25 protein-coding genes are annotated in these 25,382 nt (G+C 67.4%); 13 read left to right on the top strand and 12 right to left on the bottom strand.

Features of this window, described 5'->3' with window-relative positions; genetic code table 11:
* Positions 1-240 precede the first annotated feature (240 nt).
* From BR47_RS0107010 to BR47_RS0107000, 3 genes are read right to left on the bottom strand one after another with little or no spacing between them, the layout of a single operon-like run.
* Positions 241-951 carry a type 1 glutamine amidotransferase gene (locus tag BR47_RS0107010; protein WP_036426887.1) on the bottom strand — a complete coding sequence of 237 codons (711 nt, stop codon included), beginning with the start codon at positions 949-951 and terminating at the stop codon, positions 241-243.
* Positions 948-2,174 carry a Mur ligase family protein gene (locus BR47_RS0107005; RefSeq protein ID WP_029119034.1) on the bottom strand — a complete coding sequence of 409 codons (1,227 nt, stop codon included), beginning with the start codon at positions 2,172-2,174 and terminating at the stop codon, positions 948-950. Before BR47_RS0107005 ends, BR47_RS0107010 begins: the two co-directional genes overlap by 4 nt.
* A gap of 55 nt (positions 2,175-2,229) precedes the next feature.
* Complete coding sequence (locus tag BR47_RS0107000; RefSeq protein ID WP_225433782.1) at positions 2,230-3,309, bottom strand: SDR family oxidoreductase; 1,080 nt, start codon at positions 3,307-3,309, stop codon at positions 2,230-2,232.
* A gap of 113 nt (positions 3,310-3,422) precedes the next feature.
* On the opposite strand from BR47_RS0107000, the gene BR47_RS0106995 reads away from it, so the two are divergent.
* Both BR47_RS0106995 and BR47_RS29920 read left to right on the top strand, forming a co-directional pair.
* A complete protein-coding gene (locus tag BR47_RS0106995) occupies positions 3,423-4,421 on the top strand; it encodes a DEDDh family exonuclease (protein WP_029119032.1) in 999 nt (332 codons plus the stop codon).
* A 129-nt stretch (positions 4,422-4,550) separates the two neighbouring features.
* Positions 4,551-5,954, top strand: coding sequence for an HNH endonuclease signature motif containing protein (locus BR47_RS29920; RefSeq protein ID WP_036426886.1), 1,404 nt, complete (start codon positions 4,551-4,553; stop codon positions 5,952-5,954).
* 75 nt (positions 5,955-6,029) lie between these two features.
* Here the strand turns inward: BR47_RS29920 and BR47_RS0106985 are convergent, their stop codons facing one another.
* The 5 genes from BR47_RS0106985 to BR47_RS0106965 all read right to left on the bottom strand — a co-directional run bounded on the left by BR47_RS0106985 (position 6,030) and on the right by BR47_RS0106965 (position 11,244).
* A complete protein-coding gene (locus tag BR47_RS0106985) occupies positions 6,030-7,481 on the bottom strand; it encodes a carotenoid oxygenase family protein (RefSeq protein WP_029119031.1) in 1,452 nt (483 codons plus the stop codon).
* Positions 7,482-7,551: 70 nt separating this feature from the next.
* A complete protein-coding gene (locus BR47_RS0106980; protein WP_029119030.1) occupies positions 7,552-8,832 on the bottom strand; it encodes a hypothetical protein in 1,281 nt (426 codons plus the stop codon).
* The gene (locus tag BR47_RS0106975; protein WP_020101024.1) at positions 8,829-9,242 is read right to left on the bottom strand and encodes a hypothetical protein; all 414 of its coding nucleotides are present in this window, start codon (positions 9,240-9,242) and stop codon (positions 8,829-8,831) included. The genes BR47_RS0106980 and BR47_RS0106975 overlap by 4 nt, the downstream gene beginning before the upstream one ends.
* Entirely contained in the window at positions 9,239-9,412 is a 174-nt protein-coding gene (locus BR47_RS33475; protein ID WP_020101023.1) for a hypothetical protein, read from the bottom strand. Before BR47_RS33475 ends, BR47_RS0106975 begins: the two co-directional genes overlap by 4 nt.
* Complete coding sequence (locus BR47_RS0106965; protein ID WP_029119029.1) at positions 9,409-11,244, bottom strand: hypothetical protein; 1,836 nt, start codon at positions 11,242-11,244, stop codon at positions 9,409-9,411. Before BR47_RS0106965 ends, BR47_RS33475 begins: the two co-directional genes overlap by 4 nt.
* A 138-nt stretch (positions 11,245-11,382) precedes the next feature.
* Here BR47_RS0106965 and BR47_RS31945 point away from each other — a divergent pair, with 138 nt between their 5' ends.
* Positions 11,383-12,036 carry a TetR/AcrR family transcriptional regulator gene (locus BR47_RS31945; protein WP_081633381.1) on the top strand — a complete coding sequence of 218 codons (654 nt, stop codon included), beginning with the start codon at positions 11,383-11,385 and terminating at the stop codon, positions 12,034-12,036.
* Positions 12,037-12,046: 10 nt separating this feature from the next.
* On the opposite strand, the gene leuA is transcribed toward BR47_RS31945, so the two are convergent.
* Entirely contained in the window at positions 12,047-13,870 is a 1,824-nt protein-coding gene (leuA, locus tag BR47_RS0106955) for a 2-isopropylmalate synthase (RefSeq protein WP_029119028.1), read from the bottom strand.
* A gap of 252 nt (positions 13,871-14,122) precedes the next feature.
* On the opposite strand from leuA, the gene BR47_RS0106950 reads away from it, so the two are divergent.
* The 4 genes from BR47_RS0106950 to BR47_RS0106935 all read left to right on the top strand — a co-directional run bounded on the left by BR47_RS0106950 (position 14,123) and on the right by BR47_RS0106935 (position 18,191).
* The gene (locus BR47_RS0106950) at positions 14,123-14,623 is read left to right on the top strand and encodes a hypothetical protein (protein ID WP_225433761.1); all 501 of its coding nucleotides are present in this window, start codon (positions 14,123-14,125) and stop codon (positions 14,621-14,623) included.
* Positions 14,624-14,764: 141 nt separating this feature from the next.
* A complete protein-coding gene (locus BR47_RS0106945) occupies positions 14,765-16,030 on the top strand; it encodes an aspartate kinase (protein WP_020101018.1) in 1,266 nt (421 codons plus the stop codon).
* A 2-nt stretch (positions 16,031-16,032) separates the two neighbouring features.
* Positions 16,033-17,070 (top strand): aspartate-semialdehyde dehydrogenase, encoded by a 1,038-nt coding sequence (locus tag BR47_RS0106940; RefSeq protein ID WP_029119026.1) that lies wholly within the window; start codon positions 16,033-16,035, stop codon positions 17,068-17,070.
* A gap of 50 nt (positions 17,071-17,120) precedes the next feature.
* The gene (locus BR47_RS0106935) at positions 17,121-18,191 is read left to right on the top strand and encodes a DUF4185 domain-containing protein (RefSeq protein WP_051634681.1); all 1,071 of its coding nucleotides are present in this window, start codon (positions 17,121-17,123) and stop codon (positions 18,189-18,191) included.
* A gap of 9 nt (positions 18,192-18,200) precedes the next feature.
* Here BR47_RS0106935 and BR47_RS0106930 read toward each other — a convergent pair whose 3' ends face one another.
* Complete coding sequence (locus BR47_RS0106930) at positions 18,201-18,476, bottom strand: barstar family protein (protein WP_029119024.1); 276 nt, start codon at positions 18,474-18,476, stop codon at positions 18,201-18,203.
* Positions 18,473-18,943 carry a guanyl-specific ribonuclease gene (locus BR47_RS0106925; protein WP_029119023.1) on the bottom strand — a complete coding sequence of 157 codons (471 nt, stop codon included), beginning with the start codon at positions 18,941-18,943 and terminating at the stop codon, positions 18,473-18,475. The genes BR47_RS0106930 and BR47_RS0106925 overlap by 4 nt, the downstream gene beginning before the upstream one ends.
* Positions 18,944-19,104: 161 nt before the next feature.
* Here BR47_RS0106925 and BR47_RS0106920 point away from each other — a divergent pair, with 161 nt between their 5' ends.
* Complete coding sequence (locus tag BR47_RS0106920; protein ID WP_029119022.1) at positions 19,105-19,557, top strand: hypothetical protein; 453 nt, start codon at positions 19,105-19,107, stop codon at positions 19,555-19,557.
* Positions 19,558-19,621: 64 nt separating this feature from the next.
* Here BR47_RS0106920 and BR47_RS0106915 read toward each other — a convergent pair whose 3' ends face one another.
* Positions 19,622-20,239, bottom strand: a complete 618-nt coding sequence (locus tag BR47_RS0106915; RefSeq protein ID WP_029105119.1) for a TetR/AcrR family transcriptional regulator — start codon at positions 20,237-20,239, stop codon at positions 19,622-19,624.
* A gap of 94 nt (positions 20,240-20,333) precedes the next feature.
* Here BR47_RS0106915 and BR47_RS0106910 point away from each other — a divergent pair, with 94 nt between their 5' ends.
* From BR47_RS0106910 to BR47_RS0106890, 5 genes are read left to right on the top strand one after another with little or no spacing between them, the layout of a single operon-like run.
* Positions 20,334-21,359, top strand: a complete 1,026-nt coding sequence (locus tag BR47_RS0106910; RefSeq protein WP_029119021.1) for an MCE family protein — start codon at positions 20,334-20,336, stop codon at positions 21,357-21,359.
* Positions 21,352-22,524, top strand: coding sequence for an MCE family protein (locus tag BR47_RS0106905; RefSeq protein WP_029119020.1), 1,173 nt, complete (start codon positions 21,352-21,354; stop codon positions 22,522-22,524). The genes BR47_RS0106910 and BR47_RS0106905 overlap by 8 nt, the downstream gene beginning before the upstream one ends.
* A 44-nt stretch (positions 22,525-22,568) precedes the next feature.
* Positions 22,569-23,741 (top strand): NADH:flavin oxidoreductase, encoded by a 1,173-nt coding sequence (locus BR47_RS0106900; RefSeq protein WP_029119019.1) that lies wholly within the window; start codon positions 22,569-22,571, stop codon positions 23,739-23,741.
* Positions 23,742-23,753: 12 nt separating this feature from the next.
* Entirely contained in the window at positions 23,754-24,590 is an 837-nt protein-coding gene (locus BR47_RS0106895) for a mycofactocin-coupled SDR family oxidoreductase (protein ID WP_029119018.1), read from the top strand.
* A 31-nt stretch (positions 24,591-24,621) separates the two neighbouring features.
* Positions 24,622-25,266 (top strand): sensor domain-containing protein, encoded by a 645-nt coding sequence (locus BR47_RS0106890; protein WP_029119017.1) that lies wholly within the window; start codon positions 24,622-24,624, stop codon positions 25,264-25,266.
* Positions 25,267-25,382: the final 116 nt, after the last annotated feature.

Below are 25,382 nucleotides of genomic sequence, written 5' to 3'. Positions count from 1 at the left end.
CTACCGCAAGTTCTTTCACGCTACTTCGGCGTGCTCCTGCGCCGTCGAGCTGTCGCAGTGTAGGCAGATGACCGTTTCGAAGGTGAAGTCGCCGCACCGGGGGCAGAAGAAGTCGAACATGAGCACACCTCTCGAGCTGGCAGTGGTGGCTCGTATCTACCCGGTTGTCGAACGGTGAAACCGCGTCGGTGTGCGTTGACAGTCAGTTCACAGCAACGGGCTCAAGCGCATTCGGCGGGGTCAAACCCGGCGGGGCGAAGCGAGACGCTCGCGGCGGAGCAGGTCGACCTCGGGCAGTTCCAGCGGCGGCAGCTCGCCGACCACTTGGGCCAGCAGGTAGTCGGCCAGCTCCGGATTGCGGGCCAGGCACGGGCCGTGCAGGTAGGTGGCTACCACGCTGCCCTGCACGACACCGTCGTACCCGGATCCCGCGCGGTTGCCGGCGCCCTTCTCCACGCGCGCCAACGGCTTGGCCAGGGGGCCGAGATCGGTTCCGCCGCGGTGGTTTTCGAAGCCAGTCAGCTTCTGGGTGAGGCCGTCGATCACCGGTACCGACGCCACTTCGCCGATGGTGCGCTCGGGCTGCGGTGAGGTCGTCACGTCGAGCAGTCCGACGCCGTCGACGCGCTCACCCGACGATGTCTCGTACCAGTGGCCGAGCACCTGGATGGCGGCGCAGATCGCCAGTACCGGAGCGCCGCGCTCGACGGCGCGCTGCAGGCCCGGGTACTGCAGCAGGTGGCGGGTCGCCAGGCGCTGCGCGTAGTCCTCGGCGCCGCCGAGGGTGTAGAGGTCCATCGAATCCGGCACCGGGTCGTTGAGCGTGATCTCGACGATCTCGGCATCAATTCCCCTGAGCTGCAAGCGCTGTCGCAGGACGACGGCATTGCCGCCGTCACCGTAGGTGCCCATCACGTCGGGCAGGACGAGGCCGATCTGCACCGTGCTCATGCCAGCTCCCGGCTCAGCTGCAGGAACGCCGTGTAGTTCGCGATGACCTCGACGTGTCCGGGCGGGCAGGACTTGATGGCGGCCAACGTGTCGTGCACCAGCGTGTGGTCGACGCCCGCGTAGCCGAGACGCACCGCGAGATCGGTGCCGCGCTCGCCCGCCGACACGATGGGCGCCGGGAAGTCCACGAAATGTTCGAAGTTCACGTCCCACAGCCACGACAGGTCCTCGCCGTCGGGCACCTGGCCGTTCACTGAAATGACTGCTCCCGCAACATCACTGGAGACCATCGACAGCGCCTCCTGCCAGCCCGCGGGGTTCTTGGCCAGCAGCATGCGGACGGTGTGCTCGCCGACGTGCAGGGTCCGGTAGCGGCCGGCGACCTCGTCGACAGTCGACACCGCGGCCACCGCGGCGGCCGGCGACGCACCCAGCGCGACCGCCGCAGCCACGGCCTGCGTCGCATTGCCGCGGTTCACCGTGCCGGGCAGGGCCAGCGTCATTGGGGCGGTAAAGCCGTCCGGCCCATAGATATTCGTCTCGTCGTACCACCACTGCGGGGTCGGACGGGAAAAGTCGGTACCGGTCGAATGCCAGTGGCCGTTCTCGCGGACGATCACCTCGCCGCTGCGCGGACAGCTCACCGAGTCGTTGGACCAGCCGCCGCCGGCGGCGACCCAGACCACGTTGGGGCTGTCGTACGCGGCCGAGGTCACCAGAACGTCGTCACAGTTGGCCACGACGACGGCCTTGGGATGGCGGGCCAACCCGGTGCGCAGGGTCCGCTCGATGTGGTTGATCTCGCCGACCCGGTCCAGCTGGTCGCGGGACAGGTTGAGCAACACGATCACCGACGGGTCCACCGCGTCGGAGACGTGCGGCACGTGCATCTCGTCGACCTCGAGCGCGGCCAGCGTCGCCTTGCGCGATCCGGCCAGCGCGGCGATCAGACCGGCGTCCATGTTGGCGCCCTCGCTGTTGGATGCCACCGGCCCGAGGGTCGCCAGCGCCGCCGCCGTCATCCGCGTCGTCGTCGACTTTCCGTTGGTCCCGGTGACGACGACGGAGCGACGTCCCGAACCCAGCTGTCCCAGGATCGACGGGTCCAGCTTCATGGCGACGAGCCCGCCGATCATGGCGCCGGCACCGCGGCCCGTCACACGCGACGCCCAGCGGGCGGCGGCGCCCGCGCCCAGCGCGACGCGTCCTCGTGCGGTGATCATCCCCGGAAGTCTAGGAGGGGCGTCCCGAATGTGACGACACGTGTGAGGGTGCCCACTACGGCAGCCGGATGCTCGGCCGCTTGCGCACGATGCCGTCGTCGAGCATCTGCTGGAAGTGGTCGGTGACGGTTTGCTCGATGGGCCGATACACCAATCCGAGCTCGCTCTGGCTGCGGCTCGCGTCGAAGACCAGCGGGTAGCCCACGTTGGTGTCGACGAACTCGCGCGTCAACCCGATGACCGGCGCGACGGCCTTGACCGCCACCTTGGGCACGTTCAGCCACGGGAACGGATACAGCACGCCGAACTTGCCGCGGAGGATCTGGCCGATCTCCAGCAGGCTCAGGGAGGCGGCGTTGACGAGGTAGCGGTCGTGCGCATCGGGCGTGTAACCGGCGCGCAGGTGCGCGTCGGCGACATCGCGGACGTCGACCACACCCATGGTCAGCTCGGGCGCACCGGTCAGCATGGTGCCGTCGGCGAACTGCTTCATGGTGGCGAGGCTGGCCGAGTCGCTGGCGCTGGTCAGGGACGGCCCGAGCACCAGGCCCGGATGGATGGTGACCAGGTCCCAGCGGTCCTGCGCCTTCTGGTACCGCCAGGCCTCCTGCTCGGCCACGGTCTTGGAGTACGAGTACGGCTGGTGGTCGACGCTGCTGGTGGTGTTCCACTGGTCCTCGGTGAACACGCCGCCGGGGACGTCGCGCGATTCGCGGGCGTCGCCGTAGATCGCCACCACGCTGCTGGTCAGCACCACCCGCTTGACGCTTTCGGTGCGGTTCACCGAATCGAGCACGTTGCGGGTGCCTTCCAGCGCGGGGCGCACGAGCGACTCCTGCGCGTCCGTGACGCCCTGCAGCAGGAACGGCGACGCGGTGTGCATGACGAGCTCACAGCCGGCCATCGCCTCGTCGAAGCTGCCGGTGTCGAGCAGGTCCGCCTTGAAGAGTTTGAGCTTGCCGGGGTGATCGGCCGACAGCTTGTGCAGGTGTTCCAAGCCCTTCGGCTTCTGGGGATTGCGCACAGTGCCGTGCACGGTGTGCCCCGCTTCGAGCAGGTAGCGGACGATCCAGCTGCCGATATACCCGCTGGCGCCCGTGACGAGGACGGGGGCGTCGGGGTCGATCGTGGTCATGCCCGAGACGATAGCGTCGAGCAACCCGCCGAGGGCGGTCATCGCTTGATTCGGGCGGCGACACGCTGTGGTGCCCGCCGAATCTTGTCAGGGGTCCGTGCCATCCTTGCCACGTGGGCGAAACCAACCTCGGCTGGGGCCGACCGGCCACCGATGCCGGTGCGGGTTGGGCTGTCGTCGACGTCGAGACGTCAGGCTTCGATCCCGGCCATGCGCGCGTCATCAGCGTTGCGGCACTGGCCCTCGGAGACGACGGCAACGTCGAGCGTTCATTCAGCAGCCTGCTCAATCCGGGCGTCGATCCCGGCCCCACGCACGTGCACGGCCTGACCTCCGAGATGCTGGCGGGCCAGCCGACGTTCGGTGAGGTCGTCGGCGATCTGGCCGCCGTCCTGTCCGGCCGCACCCTGGTCGCCCACAACGCCGGTTTCGACTACGCCTTCCTGGCCGCCGAGTGCGAGCGCGTCGGCGCGGTGCTGCCCGTCGACAGCGTCATGTGCACCGTCGAGCTGACCCGCCGGCTCAACCTGGGCACCGAGAACCTGCGCCTGGAGACGTTGGCGACGCACTACGGCGCGACGCAGATTCGCCCGCACGACGCCCTCGACGACGCCATGGTGCTGGCCCAGATCCTCAAACCGGCGCTGGCCGCGGCGCGCGAGCACCGGCGCTGGCTGCCCATCCGCAACGTGGGTCGCAAGCGTTGGCCGAGCGGCGCCATCACGCACGACGAGCTCCGGCCGCTGAAGGTGCTGGCGTCCCGGCTGCCATGTGCTTATGCCAACCCGGGCCGGTTCGTGCCGGGGCAGCCGTTGGTGCAGGGCATGCGGGTGGCGCTGTCGGGCGAGATGGTCCGTACGCACGAAGAAGTCATCGAGCGCATCGTGCACGTCGGGCTGTCCTACTCCGACAGCGTCGACGCCCAGACCTCGCTGGTCATCTGCAACGAACCGGCGCCCGCCCAGGGCAAGGGCTACCAGGCTCGTGAGCTCGGCGTGCCGTTGGTCTCCGACGCCGAATTCATGACGCTGCTGGGCCATGTGGTCGGCGGCTCGGATGTCGAGGAATTTGTCGACCGGACTCCGGCCGGCGATCAGTTCATGTTGTTCTAGCGGCCACTCGCCGATTGCTGTAAAGCGCTCGCCAACAACTTTGGTCACTTTGTTCGCGCTGGTCACGGTAGATAACTAGGGTCACATTCCAGTCGATTTCTTGTCAGTGGTTCGAACTAGTGTTCGAGTATGGGATTGACCGATCCAGCCGTTGTCGAGGAGGCGTACGCCGCCTACGAAGCTGCGCACGCTCGGCTGGCGTCCCTGGACTACACCGGCCTGGATGTGCGGACATTGTTGGAGCTGCAGTCCCGCCGCGAGACCCTGAAGTGCGCCGCCGAGGCGGTCGATCACCAGATCCTGGCGGCCGCCCAAACCCAGGCGACGGCGAAGGAGATCGGGGCCAAGGATTGGCCTGAGGTGTTGCATGTGCGGCTGCGGATCAGCCGGGAGGAGGCCCGTCGCCGGGTGCGGGACTGCGACAACGTGGGTCCGCGCTCGGCGATCACGGGGGAGGCGTTGGGCCCGGTGTGGGAGTTGGTCGCCGCGGCGCTGGCTGAGGGTGCGATCAATGGCGAGCACGTCGCGGTGATCACCTGGTTTTTCGGCAAGGTCCCGTTGTGGGCGGCTGATCCGGTCACCCTGGCCCAGTGTGAAACGGATCTGGTGGCCGACGCGAGGGTCAAGACCCCCGAGGACCTGCGCAAAGTTGCGGCGGATTTGTTGTACCGGCTGGATCAGGACGGGCCCGAACCCGACGACACTGAGCCCGACCCGAAGCGGTCGTTCGTGATGGGCAAGCAGCGCCCTGACGGCCGTACCGACGTCACCGCCGAACTCGATCCGGAAGGCCGTGCCTACTGGGACGTGCTGTTCGACAAGTACGCCGCCCCGGGCATGTGCAACCCCGCCGACCCGCACCCCTGCTACTCCGGCACCCCGACCCAGGAACAGATCGACAACGACACGCGCACCCTGGCGCAGCGTCAGTACGACGCCTTCAAATTCGTGGGCCGGATGATGCTGGCCACCGGGACCTCCGGTGTGCACAACGGCTTCCCCGTCGCGGTGGTCGCCACCTGCACCCTGACCGACCTAGAAAAACGCACCGGGATGGCACTCACCCACACCGGTACCAAGCTCCCGGTCAAGGATCTGGTTCGGATGGCCGCCCAAGGCTCAGACAACTACCTTGCGGTATTCGATGACCACACCGGCCAACCCTTGTATCTGGGCCGGGCGGCCCGCACCGCCAGCACGGCACAGCGGCTGGCGTTGTTCGCCCGTGACCGCGGCTGCACCCGCCCGAATTGCACCGCGCCGGCGTCGCGGAGCCAGGTGCATCACCTGACCAATTGGCGCGATAACGGCCTGACCAATGTCGACACCATGACCTTGGCCTGCGGGCGCGACAACCGCTTGGCCGATACCGGCGGCTGGACCACCACTATGGGCCCCGACGGCAGAACCCACTGGACCCCACCACCCCTGCTCGATGTCGGCCAGCCAAGGACCAACCACAACCACCACCCCACCCTGTATCCGACCGAGGGGGAAGACTCCGATGGTGAAAGTGACAGTCCTGCAAGGTGAGTCACCGCCACCACCGATCGGGTGCGGCGTGGCGCGAGGCTGCCCAGGGCTCGGGCCGGTGCCGAAAGCGGGCGGTCAGCCCGCGATACGCCGACTGAACGTGCCGTGGAACCCGATCGGCAGATGGTGTTCCAGATGCGCGGTGGCCAGCGGGCCGTCCTCAATGGTGCGGGCGTCGAAGATCACCAGCTGCGAACGATGGCTCCGCAGATCGTGATTGAGCACCAGCAGCCAGCCGTCGTCCTCGGCGGCGGTGCGGGAGCGGGGTACGAACAACGGTTCACCCGTCTGAGCCAGACCGAAATCGAACGTGGTCTGCACGCCGGTGCGGTGGTCGATGCGCGTCACGGCGTTGTAGTGGCCCACATCCTCGGTGGCCTTGCAGGCGTAGGTGACGTTGTGTTCCAGCGTCGAACGGCGCCAGTCGTACTGCGGGAATTCCATTGGTGCTGTTGCTGATAGCACCGTCTCGGTGATCCGGCCGGACTTGCTGATCCGGAACCGCGACAGGTGTCCGCGGGGCCACTCATCGATGGTCAGGTGCGCACGGGGATCGGTGGGATCGGCCGGGTCCTGCCACGCCTTGCCGAGCTTGCCGAAGACGTCCGAGTCCTCGAAGCGGAAGAACTCCACCACGGTGTCGGAGCCGTCCTCGAAGGCGTTGGTGACGTGGATGTGCGTCAGCGCCTCATGCTCGATGATGCGGGGCTTGGACCCGTCGCGCGGCACCAGGGCAAACCGCGTCGACCCGTTGCGGGTCTGGTATTCCAGGGCTTTGGCGAGTGATCGGGTACGCAACAGCGTTGGGATGTTGGGGCGCAACGGATCCAGCACGAACACCATGTGGGTCTCGGTGAGGGCGAAGTCATGGTTCCACACCATGTCCCACAACTTCAGCGAACTGATCTGGTGGCTGCGCCCGGTGCGGTCCACCTTGAAGCAGCGCAGCCGCGGTGTGGGCAGCAGGTCGAGACCGAAGTTGTAGACGTCGCCGGTGTGCGGATCCCACTTGGGGTGGGCGGAGAAGGAACCGAGATAGCCGAGGCGGTCACCGTCAAAGCGCTTGTAGCCCAACGTGTCCAGCGAGTCCGGGTCGATCTTGTACGGCGGGCCGCCCTCCCACATGGCCAGGAGTTCGCCGCAGATCGTGGCCATGTTGGTGTTGCCGGTGTTGGCCGGCGGCAGCAGATTGCCGCGCAGCGTGGGCGCGTTGGTGGTGATGCCGCGCTGGCTCATCACGTCTCCGCCGCGGTACTGCTTGGTGCGCACGTAGCGGTTGGTGAAACGCACGGACTGTCCGTCGAGGACGAACCGCGACACCATGCCGTCGGCGTCGAACATGGTCTTGAGGACGGTGTCGCCGACCTCGAACTTGCCGGGGCCGATGCGGAACAGCGTGCCGGTCAGTTCGGGCGGGAGAGTGCCGTCGATGCGGGCGACCTGATAGTCCATCTCGTCGTACAGGGACGCGAAGGCGCGGCCGTGCAGCTGCTTGAGCGTCGGTTCCGCGGGCACTGTGGCTGTCATGCAACCTCCATCTGAGGACGTATGTCCTCAGTTTTGCGCCGCGCCCCGGCGGCTGTCAAGGATTCGGAGGTTATCCGCCGAACAGCAGGTACAACCCGGTGAACGTGTAGCCGACCATCACCAGCATCATCGCCAGCTGCCCGGTGAGCTGATGGCGCTTGGGCAGGATGCGCAGCGCGCAGTCGTGTGCGGCGACGACTCCGGCGATGTGCCCCGCCACCACGAACAGCACCTTGGTCGTGGCCAGCACCGACGGATGCATGGACAGCACGTAGTACACGTGCGCATCGTGCAGGCCCAGGAGCTGGAAGGCGGTCTGCTGACCCTTCTCCACGAGATAGGTCAGGTAGTGCGCGAACACATAGCCGATGACGATCGGGATGAGGGAGTGCGCCATCAAACCGGGCAGCTCCCGGCGCCGCGCACGGTCCACGCCGCCGGTGGCGCGGGCGGCGAGGCTGAACGACAGCGCGACGGTCGTGACAAACACCGCCAGCCCAACGGTTTTCAGTCCGGTGGCCTGCCAGGTGCCGTTGCTGTGCGCCTCCACGAACCCGCGCCACGCCGGCGTCGCGGAGAAACTGTCGAAGGCCGTCGACCCCAGCAGCACTGCGAGCACCGTCACCGTGGCCGGCCGGACCGGCAGTGTGGGTAGGTGATTGAACGGATTGCCGACGACGATCTGCCCATCTGCGTTGCGCCGCACCGGAGCACACCGCGATGCCACGACGCTGTACACCTCGAACGGATCGGCATGCGAGCACCAGCGGGTGCCGCACACCGCGGCCCCGGCCAGTGTCACACAGAGGTAGACCAGCAGCCAGATACGCACGGCGCCAACCGAACCCGGGTCTGGGCTGGCCAGCTCGAGCCAGACGAACGCGAACAGCCCGGCCGCGGCCGGCCAGTAGCCGAGCCGCACGGGATACGCGTCCCGGCTCAGCCGCAGCAATCGGGCAATGGTCCGCACCGGCGACAGCACCCGCCACACCGGGCCGAAAAGCGCTGAGAGCGCGACGATTCCGACCCACAGCAGTACGTAGAACACACCCGGCAGCGCGTTGCCGGGCCCGGTGGGCCCGACGACGGACGCCACCGCGACCCATCCCGCGAACGCCAGGGCGAGCAGCCCGACCGCCCAGCGCGTGGTGGGTGCGTCGACGGCCGTCGTCAACCAGCGCGGCAACGGGCGTCCCGGCGCCTCTGGATCGAACCGCGGCTTGCGCCATGCCAGTGCCACCACCGCGAAGGTGAAGGTCAACGCCCATGCCGCGCCGATCAGGGCGTACGTCACGGGGATGGGCAGATCAGTCGATCCGCCCAGCCCGTGCGCGAGGACCGAAGAGGTCACTGCACCGTGATCGTGGCGACCGTCTTGTCCAGGTGGTGCAGCTCGACATCGACCTTGCCCGGCACGCTCACCGTGAACTGGAACTGCTGATCCTTCGCCGGTTTGATGTCGAAGGTGTGCTCGGGGCTCGAGTGCACGTGCAGCTGGTCGGCGGCGTCACTGTTGACCCGCAGGATGATCGGCTCGCCGAGCTTGGCCTGCACCTGCTGGTTGAGTGGCGTGGCGGTGCCGCCGGCGATGGTCACGTCGACGTAGACGCGTGCCGGCGGGGCCTGCTGGTTGGTGAACTGCGGTGTGGCACTTGCGGTGGCACTCGGTGAGCTGCCGGTCGACTTGTCGTTGCCGCTACTGCAGCCGGCAAGCGCCAGGGCGACAGCGCCGGCCACGGCGAAGGTCTTCACAAAGGTCACGCGGAACCGTCCTCATCGGTTGAACCTGGTGTCTCCGAGTCGGTTTCGTCACCGTCGGAGCCGGCGCGCCGGTCTTTCATGGCAACCCAGGCCACGACCCCGGCCACGACGAAAGCAGGAGCGAACGCCGGCAGTGCCAACAATAGCGAGTGGTCGGCGAGATAGGTCACGGCTGTCCGACGGGTTCCCTGGTCTCGGTGGCGCTGAACTGTTCACGCGAATTGATCCGTCCCGCACCCCAACTCAGCAACGCGATCAGGATCAGCGAGCAGACCAGCACGATCAGCGACGCCGCGGGGTACAGCCACGACGGCACGTCGAGGTTGCGTTCGCGCTGCAGGACCTTGATCTCCTCCATGAAGTCGCGGGTCGTCGAGATCGCGGGCGTCTCCTCGGCACCGATACCGGGGTCGGCCGGCAGATACACCGGGACCGCGGCCATCGTCCGGCCGTCCTGCACGCGCAGCACGGTCTTCCACGTGCCCCAGACGGGGATCGGCCGGGTGGACCGGTAGTGGCCCGGACCCACCTGCTGCAGGTGGTCGACGACCAGGCCGCGCTCATTGGCGAGCTTGCCCTGCCACGCCATCAGCGTCACCCACTCCGGGTCGTCACTGACCAGGTTGGCCGGCGTGATCTGGATGTCGGCGTTCACCAGGCGCTCGCCGGCCGGGCTCGGTGCGTCGCTGAGGGTGATCTGCGCGCGGGCGTGCTCCGGGACCGTGACGTTCAGGCCATTGGTGACGGCGGCGCCGATCACCACGACAGTGGCGACCACGATGCCGATACCGATCGGCCGCGCGGGCAGGCGCTGACCGGACAGCACGATGGCGAGGAGCGCGCCGCACATACCCATACCGATGGCGACGGGCGTCGACATCGTCAGCGCCTCACCCCACATGCTGCTGGGCCACGGCGTGCGGAACATGGAGTCGACCCAGAACGATTCCAGCCACATGCCGACGGTCCCCACGCCCAGACCGGCCACCGCGCCGAACAGGATCGGACGGTTGACGAGGGGTGTCAGCCCGATCAGTTCCACGACGACGGCCGAACCCAGGTAGAGCGCGAACCAGCTGTACGGAGAACCGAGAATCGGCCCGACCGCCAGGATGACCAGGCCCCGGATGAACCAAGAGAAGGCGATGGCGCCGAAGGTGGAGAACCGTCCGAGCGTGAGCCGGGTTGCCACCAGCGACATGGCCGCGGCGGCGGCGATCAGCATGGGATGCAGCACCAGCCGGAACTGTTCGACGCCGAAGTCGTATTCGACCGGGAACACCGACAGACCGATCACCAGACCGCCGAAGGCCAGGTACGGCAGCACCTTGTTGCGGGCGGCCGGGGCGTCGGAGCCCATCGCGATATCACCCTCGCGCTCGAGGAGCAGCGTGGCGACCAGCGACAGACCGGCGCCGCCGATGAGCATCAAATGTGTTGGGCCCCAGAGCGTGACGTCCTGACCGAAGATCCGGTGCCAGATGTCGTCGAGCGGAAAGCCGATGAGCGCGTACAGGCCGCAACCGGCCATCAGCACGCCGCCGACGGGCGCGTACCAGGTTTTGGTGATCTTGATGGCGGCCGGACCGGGTTTGTCGTACGGCAGGATGATCGACAGCGAGCCGGCGATGAACAGCAGGAACAGGCCGACGAGGATGAAGTAGTGGGCCGGGTTGGCCAGCGGGCCGGCGTCGCGGCCCTTGCCGATGTGCAGGCTGACATCCCAGATGAAGCCGAACATCGCGCAGATGATCGTCGAGATGAACAGCAGCGAGGGCAGCGCCACCCAGCTGGGTCGGTTCATCTTGCGGCCGGCTTTGTCGGCCAGGTCTTTCAGCCAGGTGATGCGGCGTTGCCGGTGCAGATAACCGATCCACAACAGGCCGGCCGTGATGATGCCCGTGGCCACGGACATCCCGATCACCTGGTCGAGGGCAGCGCCCCCGCCTTCGGTTCCGGCGGCGGCCACCAACGTGACCTGCTCGGCGAGCTGTGCTGCCATGTTCCACCCCACTATGTAGATGAACCCTGAACCTTACTCGTCGGTAATATTGCCAGAAGACCGAGTTTGAAACCGGTGTCCGTCTTCCTTCTTCGGATTTTGACATCATGTGGCAGTCGGAGGGAGGGGTTGCGCCAGATGGCTGACGACGGATCGAGCGGCGCGCCGCAGCGCAGGTACTCCGGCAGGTCAGCGGAGGAGCGACGGGCCGATCGACGGCGGTTGCTACTGGATGCGGCCGAATCGTTGTGGCGTGAAGGCGGGCTGTCGGCACTGAGCGTCCGGGCGGTCTCGGCCCGCGCCAAACTCACCGACCGCTACTTCTATGAGCAGTTTGCCGGCCTCGGTGCGCTGATCGGCGCCGTCATCGACGACGTGCTGGAGGGGCCCTTCGCCGCGATGCTGGCCGGGGGGAGTGCGCCCGAAGAGGCCACCGTCCAAACCCGGCTGACGCTCGGTCTGGCCGGGTTCATCGAGCACGCCGAGAGTGACCCGCTGGCCGTCCGGATTTTCCTGACCGACGCCCGGCACATCGAATCGGTCTCCGAGCACATCCGCATCGCACAACACCGGGTGGCTGCCGCGATTCTGGCGTTGCTGCAGCCCGACCGCGATGCCGATCAGGAGAGCTTCGACGCCGCCCTGTTCTGCGTCGGCGGCGTGGCCACCCTGATCAACGAGCGGCTGCTCGACGAGTCGAAAACCGTTAGCGCACAAGACTTTGCGAAGCAGGCCGTCGGCTGGTGCGCCCGGGTTCTCCGGGTGTCCGGCGAACCCGGCGCGCCGAGCTGACGGTCTGCGACTAGCCGCGCGCGGCCCGGTTCACCGCCGACACGACGGCGCGCAGCGACGCCGTGGTGATCGACGGCGCGATGCCGACGCCCCACACCGTCTTGCCGCCGATCGACGCCTCGACGTAGGCCGCGGCCTGCGCTTCCTCACCGGCCGACATGGCGTGCTCGGAGTAGTCCAGGACGTTGACGTGGAAGCCGACGGCGCCCAGTGCGTCGGTGAAGGCCGCCAGCGGGCCGTTACCGGCGCCGACGATCTCGCGCTCCTCACCGTCGATCTTGACGATGGCGGTGATGGTGTCGGTGCCGCCGTCCTCTTCGGACGCGTCGACACGCTGCCGCATGCGCTCCAGCGGGGTGATGGGCGACAGGTACTCCTCGTTGAAGACGTCCCACATCTCCTTCGGGGAGACCTCGCCGCCTTCGCCGTCGGTGATCTTCTGGATCGCCTGGCTGAACTCCATCTGCAGCCGGCGCGGCAGCACCAGGCCGTGATCGGCCTTCATGATGTAGGCGACGCCGCCCTTGCCGGACTGCGAGTTCACACGGATGACGGCCTCGTAGGTGCGGCCGACGTCCTTCGGATCGATGGGCAGGTACGGCACCTGCCACAGGATGTCGTCGACGTCGGCGTCGGCAGCATCTGCGTCCACCTTCATCTGGTCCAGGCCCTTGTTGATGGCGTCCTGGTGGCTGCCGGAGAACGCCGTGTAGACCAGGTCACCGCCGTAGGGGTGGCGCTCGGCGACGGGCAGCTGGTTGCAGTACTCGACCGTGCGACGGATCTCGTCGATGTTGGAGAAGTCGATCTGCGGATCGACACCACGGCTGAACAGGTTCAGGCCCAGCGTCACCAGGCAGACGTTGCCGGTGCGCTCACCGTTGCCGAACAGGCAGCCCTCGATGCGGTCGGCGCCGGCCAGGTAGCCCAGCTCGGCGGCCGCGACGCCCTCGCCACGGTCGTTGTGCGGGTGCAGGCTCAGGATGATCGAGTCGCGCGGCGCCAGGTGCCGGTTCATCCACTCGATCGAGTCGGCGTAGACGTTCGGCGTCGCCATCTCGACGGTCGCCGGCAGGTTCACGATCAGCGGCCAGTCCGGCGTGGGCTGGACGACCTCGGCGACCGCGTTGCACACCTCGACGGCGTACTCCAGCTCGGTGCCGGTGTAGGACTCGGGCGAGTACTCGAAGCGCCACAGCGTGCCGGGGTACTTCTTGGCCTCTTCGACGCACAGCTTGGCGCCGTCGGTGGCGATCTTCTTGACGGCCTCGCGGTCGGCGCGGAACACCACGCGGCGCTGCAGGATCGACGTCGAGTTGTAGAAGTGCACGATCACGCGCGGCGCGCCGTTGCAGGCCTCGAAGGTGCGCTCGATCAGCTCGGGCCGGCACTGCGTCAGCACCTGGATGGTGACGTCCTCGGGGATCGCGCCCTGCTCGATGATCTCGCGGACGAAGTCGAAGTCGGTCTGGCTGGCTGACGGGAAGCCGACCTCGATCTCCTTGTAGCCCATGCGGACCAGCAGGTCGAACATCCGGCGCTTGCGCTCGGGGCTCATCGGGTCGATCAGGGCCTGGTTGCCGTCGCGCAGGTCGACCGCACACCAGCCGGGTGCGACGGTGGCGACCTTGTCGGGCCAGGTGCGGTCGAAAGACGCAGGCGGCTCTCCCCCCGGAACTTCCAAGGCGAAGCTGCGGTAGCGGCTGACCGGCATCGCGGAATTGCGCTGGGTGTTCCAGGACGGCTGGCCCTCGCGGCGCGGGCCGGACGGGGTGGTGATGGCGCGTACCGACGAGAAGGAGTCGGCAGAAGAATCGGGGGAGTAAGTGGTCACGGTTTTTTGCTCCGGTCTGTCTTGATGGGACCTAGAAGAAGGTCAGGACCGGCGCATCTCAAACCCCCGCGACGGGAGGCCGGTCGGATCAGACCCCGTCGCGGCGTCCGAGGAGGAGCACCCGCGCGCTATACATCGGTAACGAGTTTACTCCCGTCCGGTAGATCGCCAAAACGAGGTTGGGCTGTCGGGTGACAACGTCCTGGCCAGGTGTAATGGGCGTGGCCCTGGCTGTGCCGATACAGTTCGACCGTGTTGACGAGATGGTTGTTGAGCCTGGACCGCAGCTGGAAGATCGGCATCGCGGTCGCGCTCGCCGTCGTCATCGGCCTGGTGGTGTGGCAGACCGAGTTCCGCGGGCCGACGCCGGAGTGCAAACCGGTGCGCGACATGCTCGACTACAACAAGGCGCAGGCCGTGCAGATCGAGTCGAAGATCGACAAGAACAACAATGGCGTCCCGACCATCGCTGAGGAGACCGCCTACCGGGCCTGGGCCGACGGCATGGCCGAGCGGGCCCAGAAGGTCACCGGCGACAAGGTCGCAGCCAACGCCGTGCAGCTGGCGACGCTGGCCTCGCAGTTCGCCTCGGCGCTGGACGCGTACCGGATCGCCGCCCAGGGCCGGGCGCCCGGCGCCCCCGCACCGACCGAGGCCTACCAGCTGTCGGCGATCAACGCGCAGATCACGGAACAGATGAAGGCGCTGACCGACGCCTGCCCGGCACAGCGGAAGCTCACCGACATCTTCTGATCCGGGCGGGAGTGACGAACGTCTCCCGCCTTGCAGGTCCGGCAGGTGACCGGGCAACAAAAACGGGTTCACCCCTCCCTTATCCTTGGAACAGCATTGATGCAGATGCTTGCTGCCAATTCAGAGAAGGAAACGCGAACAGTGGCGCTCGTCGTCCAGAAGTACGGCGGATCCTCGGTGTCTGACGCCGAGCGAATCCGTCGAGTCGCCGAGCGAATCGTCGAAACCAAGAAGGCCGGCAATGACGTCGTCGTCGTGGTCTCGGCCATGGGCGACACCACCGATGACCTGCTGGATCTGGCCCGCCAGGTATCCCCGGCGCCACCGGCCCGTGAGATGGACATGCTGCTCACCGCGGGTGAGCGCATCTCGAACGCCCTCGTCGCGATGGCCATCGAGTCCCTCGGCGCGCAGGCCCGGTCGTTCACCGGCTCGCAGGCCGGCGTGATCACCACCGGCACGCACGGCAACGCCAAGATCATCGACGTCACCCCGGGCCGCCTGCGCGACGCCCTCGACGAGGGCCTCATCGTGCTGGTCGCCGGCTTCCAGGGCGTCAGCCAGGACAGTAAGGACGTCACCACGCTGGGCCGTGGCGGCTCGGACACCACCGCCGTGGCGCTGGCCGCCGCGCTGAACGCCGACGTCTGCGAGATTTACACCGACGTGGACGGCATCTTCACCGCCGATCCGCGCATCGTCCCCAATGCCCGTCACCTGGACACCGTCTCCTTCGAGGAGATGCTGGAGATGGCGGCCTGCGGAGCCAAAGTGTTGATGCTGCGCTGCGTGGAATACGCCCGCCGCTACAACGTTCCGATTCACGTCCGGTCCTCGTACTCCAACAAGGCCGGCACCATTGTCAAAGGATCGATCGAGGACATCCCCATGGAAGACGCCATCCTCACCGGAGTTGCCCACGACCGCAGCGAGGCGAAGGTCACCGTCGTCGGCGTGCCCGACGTTCCGGGCTACGCCGCCAAGGTGTTCCGCGCGGTCGCCGACGCCGACGTCAACATCGACATGGTGCTGCAGAATATCTCGAAGGTGGAGGACGGCAAGACCGACATCACCTTCACCTGTTCGCGCGAGAACGGCCCGGGCGCTGTCGAGAAGCTGACGTCCCTCAAGGACGAGATCGGTTTCTCGCAGGTTCTCTACGACGATCACATCGGCAAGGTGTCGCTGGTCGGCGCCGGTATGCGCAGCCACCCCGGCGTCACTGCCAAGTTCTGCGAGACGCTGGCCGAGGTCGGCGTCAACATCGACCTGATCTCGACCTCCGAGATTCGAATCTCGGTACTGGTCAAGGACACCGAGCTGGACAAGGCTGTCGCGGCGCTGCACGAGGCCTTCGGCTTCGCCAGCGAAGAGGCCGCCGTGGTCTACGGCGGAACGGGGCGTTAGTCATGGTGAACATCGGTGTGGTGGGTGCGACCGGCCAGGTCGGCCAGGTCATGCGCAAGCTTCTCGAGGAGCGCGACTTCCCGGCGACCTCGGTGCGGTTCTTCGCCTCGGCGCGGTCCGAGGGCAAGAAGCTGACGTTCCGCGGTCAGGAGATCGAGGTCGAGAACAGCGAGACCGCCGACCCGTCGGGTCTGGACATCGCCCTGTTCTCCGCCGGCGCGACCATGTCGCGCGTGCAGGCCCCGCGCTTCGCCGCCGCCGGCGTGACGGTGATCGACAACTCGTCGGCGTGGCGCAAGGATTCCGATGTGCCGCTGGTGGTTTCGGAGGTCAACTTCGACCGCGACGTCCGCGGCAAGCAGCTCGCCAAGGGCATCATCGCCAACCCGAACTGCACCACCATGGCCGCCATGCCGGTCCTCAAGCCGCTGCACGATGAGGCCGGACTGACCCGCCTCATCGTGTCGAGCTACCAGGCCGTGTCCGGTTCCGGACTCGCCGGCGTCGACGAACTGGCCTCGCAGGCCCGCGCCGTCATCGGCGGTGCCGAGCAGCTGGTGCACGACGGTTCGGCGCTGGAGTTCCCGGCGCCCGTGAAATACGTTGCGCCCATTGCCTTCAACGTCATCCCGCTGGCCGGCTCGCTCGTCGACGACGGCTCGGGTGAGACCGATGAGGACCAGAAGCTGCGCAACGAGAGCCGCAAGATCCTCGGTATCCCGGAGCTGGCCGTGAGCGGCACCTGCGTGCGCGTGCCGGTCTTCACCGGACACTCGCTGTCGATCAATGCCGAGTTCGCGCAGCCGCTTTCGGTCGAGCGGGCCCGTGAGCTGCTGGCCGCTGCCGCCGGCGTCTCGCTGGTCGACGTGCCGACGCCGCTGGCCGCCGCCGGTGCCGACGACTCGCTGGTGGGCCGCATCCGCCAGGACCCGGGCGTGCCCGACGGTCGTGGCCTCGCACTGTTCGTCTCGGGCGACAACCTGCGAAAGGGCGCGGCGCTCAACACTGTTCAGATCGCCGAACTGCTCGCCGCGCGCTGATCTTGCGGGCGGGGGCAGCGTCGGTCGCGGCGCTGGTGCTCGGGCTCGGCATGGGGGTGCCGACGGCGCAGGCCGATCCGCCTGCGCCGGTACCGACCCCGGTGCTCAAACCGCTCGTCGTCGGCGAGGTGACCCGTATCGGTCCGGTCGCCGGAACCGGCACGCCGACAGCCGATTACGGCATCGGTGCGACGGACCTCTGTGAGTTCATGGAGTTCCCGAGCGGCATCCTGCAGATCTGCGGTGACAGCTTCGCCGGGCAGGGTGTCGGATTCGGCGGCTGGTACGCGCCCGTCGCGCTGCACGTCGAGACCGACTCCGTCAACTCCCCGGACGGCCTGCGGTACCGCGGCGTCATGGGCGTCGACAAGCCGCTGCTGGCCGACGCCAAAATTCCTGGCACGTCGCAACTTCCGGCCGGAGTGGTGAGCATCAACCGGGAGAACTACCTGTTGATCACCACCACGCGCGATCTGAAACCGGCGAGCTCGCGACTGGTCAAGGCCGACCCGGCGCGCGGCGCGTGGCCGACCGTGCCGGGGTCTGTGCGGCCGGCCGGATATGCCGGGGGAGCGCAGAGCCAGATCACCGGCTACTACGACCCGGTGCCCACCGCGGACTCGCCGCGTGGCTGGGTTTACCTGGTCGCCAACAACTTCGACCGCAGCAGCCCGGCCTACCTCTACCGGGCCACGCCGCAGGCGTTCACGGACCGGTCCAGCTGGCAGGGCTGGTCTGCCGCAGCGGGCTGGGGCAAACCGCCAACTCCGTTGTGGCGCGACCTGATCGGCGAGATGAGCATGAAACAGGTCGACGGCAAGACGGTGCTGTCGTACTTCAACAGCAGCACCGGCAACATGGAGGTCCGCGTGGCGAACACGCCGACCGAACTCGGCACCGCGCCGGTGACGACCGTCGTGGTGGCCGGCGGCTGGCCGGAGCAGGCCGACGAACTGCCTGAGCCGCAAGACAATCAGCTGGCGCAGCCGTACGGTGGCTACATCTCGCCGGGCTCGACGCTCGATGAACTGCGCATCCTGGTCAGCCAGTGGAACACCACACCGCGCGATACCGCGCCGTACCGCGTCATCCAGTTCGCGGTGAATCCGGTGAAGCCCTAGGCGCTGTCGTCAGCGCAGCACCAGGTCGATCCCGGCGCTGTCGAACACGTCGAGCAACCCGGACCAGGTGTGAGAATCCAAGGCCTTCTTGGCTTTTGCGCTGTCGGTCAGCACGAAGCGGAACGGTTCGTCGTCCGGCGTGCCGAAGCCGCCGCCGAGGCAGTCGGCCAGTGCGTCCAGATTGCTGCCGAAATAGCCGCCGGCGCCATTGACCGCGTGGCCCAGCTCGGTGAAAAGGTCTGCGCGGGAATGGATCCGCGCACCCCGCACGGTGAACGTCTTCACGCTCCTCCGATCTGGCAGAACGTCTCGTAGTGGTCGCCGGTGTAGTAGAACTCCGGTGGGTTGGTCGGCGGCTCACCGCCGGTGATGACCCGCCGTGTGCCGCGGGTCTTCGCGCCCGGCGTGGGCACCGTGTACTCGTGGTAGTAGCCACGCTGCTGGTTCGGCAGCCGGCGCTCGAAGTTGCCGAACACGATGCCGTCCCGCGAATAGGGGAACGGCCCGCCGCGGTGGATGAGGTCGACGGTGGTGGTGGTCTCGGGTGGCAGCGACGACAGCTGGCAGACGGCCAGCCCGGACTTGCTCTTGGTCGTCGGCACCGGCCCCTGGGTACGGGAGACGGCCGTCGGCGACGCGGTCGGCGCCGGGCCCGTCAGCACGGCGGTCTGCTTCGCGCACGCCGGGGTGAGGGTCAGGAGCAACGCGGTGCCGCAGGCAAGGGCCGCGGCGCGCAGGGTGGTTCTGGACATCTCACCTTTTCTGCCGCGTGCTGATATCGGAGCGTCGGCCGGCCCCCAAAGCCCGGCCGAAGCTCCGCTACACAGGCCACGCTACCGCGCCGCGCGCCTCATAGCTGATTCTTACGCGCAACCTAGCCACCGCAGTGGTTGACGGACGGATCATCGATGACATGAGTGACGAAACCCCTAAAGAAACGCCCGAGACGCCGGATACTCCGACGGACTCGTTCCCGCCCGTAGCAACGGCCACCGCGGTGGCCGCACCGCCCGTCGAGCACAAGTCCAGCAAGCTCAACAAGGTGCTGGCCTGGGTTGGCATCGTCGCGGGCATCGTGTTCATCGTCGCGACGATCTTCTTCTCCGGCTTCGTCCTCGGCGCGCATTCCGGCGGCGGCCACCACGGCTGGCACAAGCACCACCGCGGACAGGACACCGCTGAGTTCCGCGAGGGGCACGGACCGCGCGGCGGCGGCATGTGGCACCCGATGTTCCCCGGTGGTCCGGGCTGGCAGGGCCCCAGCGGCCCCGGCTGGCAGGGACCGGGAGGCCCCGGTGGACAGGGCCCGGGTGGTCCCGGCCCGCAGGCGCCCGGCCAGCCCGGACCGGCCCAGCCCGGTCGCTGACCTCACCACAGTCCCGCATCAAACGACAGGCCGTGCCCGCGCAGGGTGCGGCCTGTCGCCTGTTCTAGGCCTGTCCGTCGGCCGCCGGCCGGTTCGCGGTCACTGCTCGATAGCCGGCAGTCAGCAGTTCGACGATCCGTTCCTCGAGCTCGGCGGAGTCGTCGTCGGCGGCGATGGTGGACACGTACATGGCGGCACCCGCCGCCATGATCAGGACGGCGCGCGCGTCCAGTTCCGCACTGCGCCGCTCCTCGGCGGTCTGTGCTCCGACGTCGTCGGCGAACAGTTCGACCGCCGGTCCCGTGAACCGATTCCACAGCGACCGCCCCAGCTGTTTGTCTTCGACCAAAGCCTGGGTCAGGTCGGGTGCCGCAGCCTTCATGTCGGGGCGGTTGAACAGGGCGCGGCTGCCGCGGACGACGAAATCTATCCAGCCGTAGACATCGGTTCCATCGAACGGCGTCAGGTCGGGTGCCACGCCCATCACCGCATCGATGACCAACGCGGCCTTCGACGGCCATCGCCGCGCCAGGCTGGCGCGCGTGACGCCGGAGCGCTGCGCGACCAGGCGCATGCTCAATTCCTGAAACCCGCCCTCGGACAGGAGCTCCCGGGTCGCCGTGAGGACACGATCGTCGATACTCGCGTCCCGTGGCCGACCCGGGCCTGACTGACTGCTCACGGGTCCATCATCACAGCCCCCGACTGTCGGCGATGCCATTGACGTCACCCCGGTAATTAGTGTACCACTGGATCACTAATTAAGGAGGTTGGCGATGGCTGCCGGGGCGAAGGTGACTGCGTTCACCGTGGTGATGTTGTTGGTCGCCGCCGCGCTGGTGGTGGTGTTCGGCCAGTTCCGGTTCGGGGCGGGCGAGCGGTATCACGCCCAGTTCACCGATGCCTCACGTCTGGCGGCCGGGCAGGACGTGCGGATGGCCGGGTTGCCGGTGGGCAAGGTCGACCGCGTGTCGCTGAGCGCCGACAACACCGTCGACGTGCTCTTCAGTGTCGATTCGCGCTACCGCCTGTACACGTCGACCAGGGCCGTCATTCGCTACCTGAACCTGACGGGCGACCGCTATCTCGAATTGGCCTTCGCCGCAGGCGATTTGCACGCGCTTGCGGCCGGGGCGACCATCCCGTTGAGCCATACCCAGCCTGCCGTAGACCTCGACGCGCTCCTGGGTGGTCTGCGTCCCGTACTCAAGGGTCTCGACGGCGACAAGGTCAACGCCATCACCGCCGCCGTCATCGATCTGCTTCAGGGTCAGGGCGGTGCTGTGTCCCAACTACTTTCGACGACGGGCAACTTCGCGCAGAACCTCTCCGGCCGTGATCAGCTCATCGGCGACGTCGTCACCAACCTCAACGTGGTTCTCGGGACTGTGGATTCGAAGAGCCGGCAGTTCGGCACCAGTATCGACACGCTCCAGCAGCTGCTGACGGGTCTGGCGCGCGACCGTGATTCTCTCGCCGGAGCCATCGCGCCGCTGGCCGCGTCGTCGGTGGAGATGACCCAAATGCTGGAGCGCGGGCGGCGGCCGGTCCAGGGCGTCCTCGAGAATGTGCGCCCCTTCGCGCAGCGGGCCTACGAGCGGAAGGCTGAGGTCAACGCCGCCATCGAGCCCCTCGCCGAGAGCTACCTGCGGCTCAACTCACTCGGCGCCTACGGGGCGTTCTTCAACATCTTCTTCTGCTCCAGCCGGATCAAGCTCAGCGGGCCCGCGGGCAGCGACATCATCATTCCCATCGGCGGAGCACCGGACCCCTCGAAGGGCAGGTGCTCGGAGAATGGGTGATCGCCGTGTCGGGCTGCGTGGCGGCGCGATCCTGGCCGGTATTGCTGCCGCGGTGTCGGGGTGCCAGTTCGACGGGTTGAATTCGCTGTCGTTGCCGGGCACGGCCGGTCACGGACCGGGCTCATTCGAGGTGACCGTTGAGCTGGACAGCGTCGTTGGCCTACCGCAGAATTCGCCGGTCAAGGTCGGAGACGTGACGGTGGGAAGCGTCTCCGGGGTCGCCGTCAGGCAACGAGCCGACAGCACGGTGTATGCGGCCGTTCGTCTTTCGCTGGACCGTCAGGTGGATCTCCCCGCGAACGTCTCGGTGACAGTGGGACAGACGTCGCTGCTCGGTTCCCAGCACATCGAACTGGTGCCCCCGAACCAGCCGGTGCCCGCCAAACTGGCCGACGGCGCGCACATCAGGATCGGCCGGGCGGGTCACTATCCCACCACCGAAGAGGTGCTGGCCGCGATCGGCGTCATCATCAACAACGGCAATCTCGGTGCCCTGCAGGATATTACGAACGAAGCCTATGCGGCCGTGGCCGGGCGCGCGGCGACGTTCACCGGTTTGGTGGCGAAGCTGGCCGAGCTGACCGGCTTCCTCGATACGCAAACCGGCACCATCATCGCGGCGGTCGAGGGCGTCGACCGGACCGCGGCGGCATTGGCACGGGACGCCGATGCGCTGGGGCGGACGCTGGAGATGCTGCCCGCCGCACTCGATGTCCTGAACCGAAATCGCGCCGACGTCGTCGCGGCGTTCGGCGCACTGCGCAGGTTGGCCGCAACGGCCGAACGCGTTCTGTCGCAGACCAAAGACGACTTCGCTGCCGACCTCAAGGACGCGTTTCCCGTCATCAAGGCCCTCAACGACAACGCCGACGATTTCATTCACGATCTGGAAATCCTGCCCACGTTCCCGTTCGCCCAGAAGTACCTGCGCAATGCCGTTCGCGGCGACTACCTCAACGTCTTCTCGACGTTCGACCTCACCCTGCGGCGGCTGGGCGAAAACCTGCTCACCACATCGGCGCTCGACCCGAACATGCCGCGGCTGTCCGAGATCGTCAATCCACCGGATTTCCTGATGGGTGCACTCGCCAACCTGTCCGGCCAGGCCGCCGACCCGTTCAAGATCCCGCCCGGGACTGCCACCCAGCACGGTGCGAGACCGTGAAAGACGTTGCTGCATCAAGACTTACCGAAAGGACCCCTGACAGAATGGCACCCGATCCCTTCCAGCCGGCAAAGCTCGGTCCGATCACGTTGCGTAATCGGGTGATCAAGGCGGCGACGTTCGAGGCGGCGACCCCGGATGCGCTGGTCACCGACGATTTGATCCGCTATCACCGGTTGCCGGCCGCGGGTGGGGTGGGGATGACGACGGTGGCCTATTGCGCGGTGTCCCCGGGTGGGCGTACCGATGGGTGGCAGTTGTGGATGCGACCGGAGGCGATCCCGGGGCTGCAGAAGTTGACCACGGCGGTTCACGGTGAGGGGGCGGCGATCAGCGCGCAGATCGGGCATGCCGGCCCGGTCGCCAACGCGCGCACCAACAGGGCCACCGCGTTGGCGCCGGTGCGGTTGTTCAACCCGCTGTCGATGCGGTTCGCCCGCAAGGCCACCCGCGCCGATATCGACGCGGTGATGGCCGCGCACGCGGGCGCCGCCCGGTTGGCGATCGAGGCCGGGTTCGACGCCGTCGAGGTGCACCTGGGCCACAACTACTTCGCGTCCTCGTTCCTGTCGCCGCTGATCAACAAGCGCCGCGACGAGTTCGGCGGCTCGCTGTACAACCGCGCCAAGGTCGCCCGCGGCACGGTGCAGGCGGTGCGCGAGGCCGTCGGGGATCAGATCGCGGTGATCGCCAAACTCAACATGAGCGACGGGGTGCGGGGCGGCATCCCGATGGAGGAGTCGCTGCAGACCGCGCAATGGCTGCAAGAGGACGGCGCGCTGGACGCGCTGGAGCTCACCGCCGGCAGCTCGTTGGTGAACCCGATGTACCTGTTCCGCGGCGATGCGCCGGTCAAGGAGTTCGCCGCGAACTTCATACCGCCGATCAGCTGGGGCATCCGGATGAGTGGGCACAGGTTCTTCCGCGAGTACCCCTACCAGGAGGCCTACCTGCTGCAGCAGGCTCGCCAGTTCCGCGCCGAGCTGTCGATGCCGCTGATTCTGTTGGGTGGCATCACCAACCGGGAAACCATGGACCTGGCCATGGCCGAGGGTTTCGAGTTCGTCGCGATGGGCCGGGCCCTGCTCGCCGAACCGGACCTGCTCAACCGGATTCAAGCCGACAGGACGGTGAAATCGGGCTGCACACACTGCAATCTGTGCATGCCCACCATCTACAGCCAGACCCACTGTGTGGTCACCGGCAAGCCGAACTGAGATAGGAGCTGTATGGCCGACTTTGACGGCCTCGTCGCGTTGATCACCGGCGGCGCACGGGGAATGGGGCGATCGCACGCGGTGGCGCTGGCCGAGGCGGGAGCGGATATCGCCATCTGCGACCGGTGCGAGAACAACGACCAGATCGCGTACCCGTTGGCGACGGAAGCCGATCTGGCCACCACCGCCGAGATGGTCGAGGCGATCGGAAGGCGTTGTGTCACAGCGAAACTGTCGACAACCGACCGTGGTGCGCTGGAGCAGTTCGTGGCCCGCGTCGAGGTGGAGCTCGGGCGCGTGGACATCGCCGTCACCAACGCCGGCGTCAGTGCCATCGCGATGCTGCCCGATGTTCCATCGGCGCAGTGGGATGAAGTGATCGGGTCCAACCTCACCGGCACGTTCAACACGATCGCCGCGGTGGCGCCGGGGATGATCGCGCGCCGGTTCGGGCGGATCGTCACGGTGTCCTCGATGTTGGGCCGCAGCGGCAATTTCGGTCAGGCCGCGTACGCGGCCTCCAAATGGGGCGTCATCGGACTGACCAAGGTCGCCGCGCACGATCTGGCCGGATACGGCATCACCGTCAATGCCGTGGCGCCCGGCAACGTCGAAACCCCAATGACCTTCAACGACGCCCTGTTCGGTGCCATGCGGCCGGATCTGGAGCAACCGACGCTCGCCGACGTGGAATCGGTTTTCGCGTCGTTGCACCTACAGCCGGTGCCCTTCATGAAGCCCGCGGAAATCACACGCGCGGTCATGTTTCTGGCGCACCCGGACAGCACCCACATCACCGGGACGGTCCTGCCGGTCGACGCGGGGGCTACCGCCCGGTTGACCGGCTGACACGAGGGCCGCAACTGGCATCATCGAAGCCATGACTGCGCGCCCGATCTGGTTCACAGCCTGCGTCACCGCGGCACTCGCCCTGGCGCCCGCCGCGGCCGCCAAACCGTCGGACCCGGGCGTGGTGTCGTACGCGGTCCTCGGCAAGGGATCGGTCGGCAACGTGATCGGCGCGCCCATGGGCTGGGAGTCCACGTTCACCGCGCCGTATCAAGGCTTCTACGTCGACCTCCCGGCGTGCAACAACTGGGGCGACATCGGCCTGCCCGAGGTGTACGGCGACCCGGACCTGGCGTCGTTCAACGGCGCCGTGGCGCAGACGACGGCCACCGATGACAGCCACGCGGCCAAGCAGGTGGTGGGCGTGTTCGCCACCGCCGAGGCCGCGTCGCGGGCATTTCACCGGGTCGTCGACCGGACCACCGGTTGCGCGGGGCAGACCACGGCGATGCACCTCGAGAACGGCCGGACCGAGGTCTGGAGCTTCGCGGGTGCGCAGGCCGGCCCGGCGGACGCAGCGTGGGTCAAGCAGGAAGCGGACACCGATCGCCGCTGTTTCGTGCAGACCCGACTGCGGGAGAACGTTCTGCTGCAGGCGAAAGTCTGCCAATCCGGCAACGCCGGTCTCGCGGTCAATGTGCTGGCCGGCGCCATGCAGAACGCATTGGGGCAATGACGATGCCCGGGGTGAGTCAGGTATCGCACACATATTGCGCAGATTTTTGTCGGTGCCTCATGGCATCGTCGGACGAACACGTAATGCTCGGGACGCGTCTGCCTTTGTGTAACGCA

Origin of the sequence: Mycobacterium sp. UNC410CL29Cvi84, assembly GCF_000686745.1 — a bacterium.
Classification (GTDB): Bacteria; Actinomycetota; Actinomycetes; order Mycobacteriales; family Mycobacteriaceae; genus Mycobacterium; species Mycobacterium mucogenicum_B.
Note: the sequence above shows the minus strand (reverse complement) of the source record. Positions and strands in the feature narration are given on the sequence as shown.

Excerpts from the sequence above, each read along its gene's own strand:
- BR47_RS0107010 (WP_036426887.1), bottom strand. The coding sequence starts at position 951 with ATGAGCACGGTGCAGATCGGCCTCGTCCTGCCCGACGTGATGGGCACC.
- BR47_RS0107005 (WP_029119034.1), bottom strand. The coding sequence starts at position 2,174 with ATGATCACCGCACGAGGACGCGTCGCGCTGGGCGCGGGCGCCGCCGCC.
- BR47_RS0107000 (WP_225433782.1), bottom strand. The coding sequence starts at position 3,309 with ATGACCACGATCGACCCCGACGCCCCCGTCCTCGTCACGGGCGCCAGC.
- BR47_RS29920 (WP_036426886.1), top strand. The coding sequence starts at position 4,551 with ATGGGATTGACCGATCCAGCCGTTGTCGAGGAGGCGTACGCCGCCTAC.
- BR47_RS0106985 (WP_029119031.1), bottom strand. The coding sequence starts at position 7,481 with ATGACAGCCACAGTGCCCGCGGAACCGACGCTCAAGCAGCTGCACGGC.
- BR47_RS0106965 (WP_029119029.1), bottom strand. The coding sequence starts at position 11,244 with ATGGCAGCACAGCTCGCCGAGCAGGTCACGTTGGTGGCCGCCGCCGGA.
- BR47_RS31945 (WP_081633381.1), top strand. The coding sequence starts at position 11,383 with ATGGCTGACGACGGATCGAGCGGCGCGCCGCAGCGCAGGTACTCCGGC.
- BR47_RS0106940 (WP_029119026.1), top strand. The coding sequence starts at position 16,033 with ATGGTGAACATCGGTGTGGTGGGTGCGACCGGCCAGGTCGGCCAGGTC.
- BR47_RS0106935 (WP_051634681.1), top strand. The coding sequence starts at position 17,121 with ATGGGGGTGCCGACGGCGCAGGCCGATCCGCCTGCGCCGGTACCGACC.
- BR47_RS0106925 (WP_029119023.1), bottom strand. The coding sequence starts at position 18,943 with ATGTCCAGAACCACCCTGCGCGCCGCGGCCCTTGCCTGCGGCACCGCG.
- BR47_RS0106920 (WP_029119022.1), top strand. The coding sequence starts at position 19,105 with ATGAGTGACGAAACCCCTAAAGAAACGCCCGAGACGCCGGATACTCCG.
- BR47_RS0106910 (WP_029119021.1), top strand. The coding sequence starts at position 20,334 with ATGGCTGCCGGGGCGAAGGTGACTGCGTTCACCGTGGTGATGTTGTTG.
- BR47_RS0106905 (WP_029119020.1), top strand. The coding sequence starts at position 21,352 with ATGGGTGATCGCCGTGTCGGGCTGCGTGGCGGCGCGATCCTGGCCGGT.
- BR47_RS0106900 (WP_029119019.1), top strand. The coding sequence starts at position 22,569 with ATGGCACCCGATCCCTTCCAGCCGGCAAAGCTCGGTCCGATCACGTTG.
- BR47_RS0106895 (WP_029119018.1), top strand. The coding sequence starts at position 23,754 with ATGGCCGACTTTGACGGCCTCGTCGCGTTGATCACCGGCGGCGCACGG.
- BR47_RS0106890 (WP_029119017.1), top strand. The coding sequence starts at position 24,622 with ATGACTGCGCGCCCGATCTGGTTCACAGCCTGCGTCACCGCGGCACTC.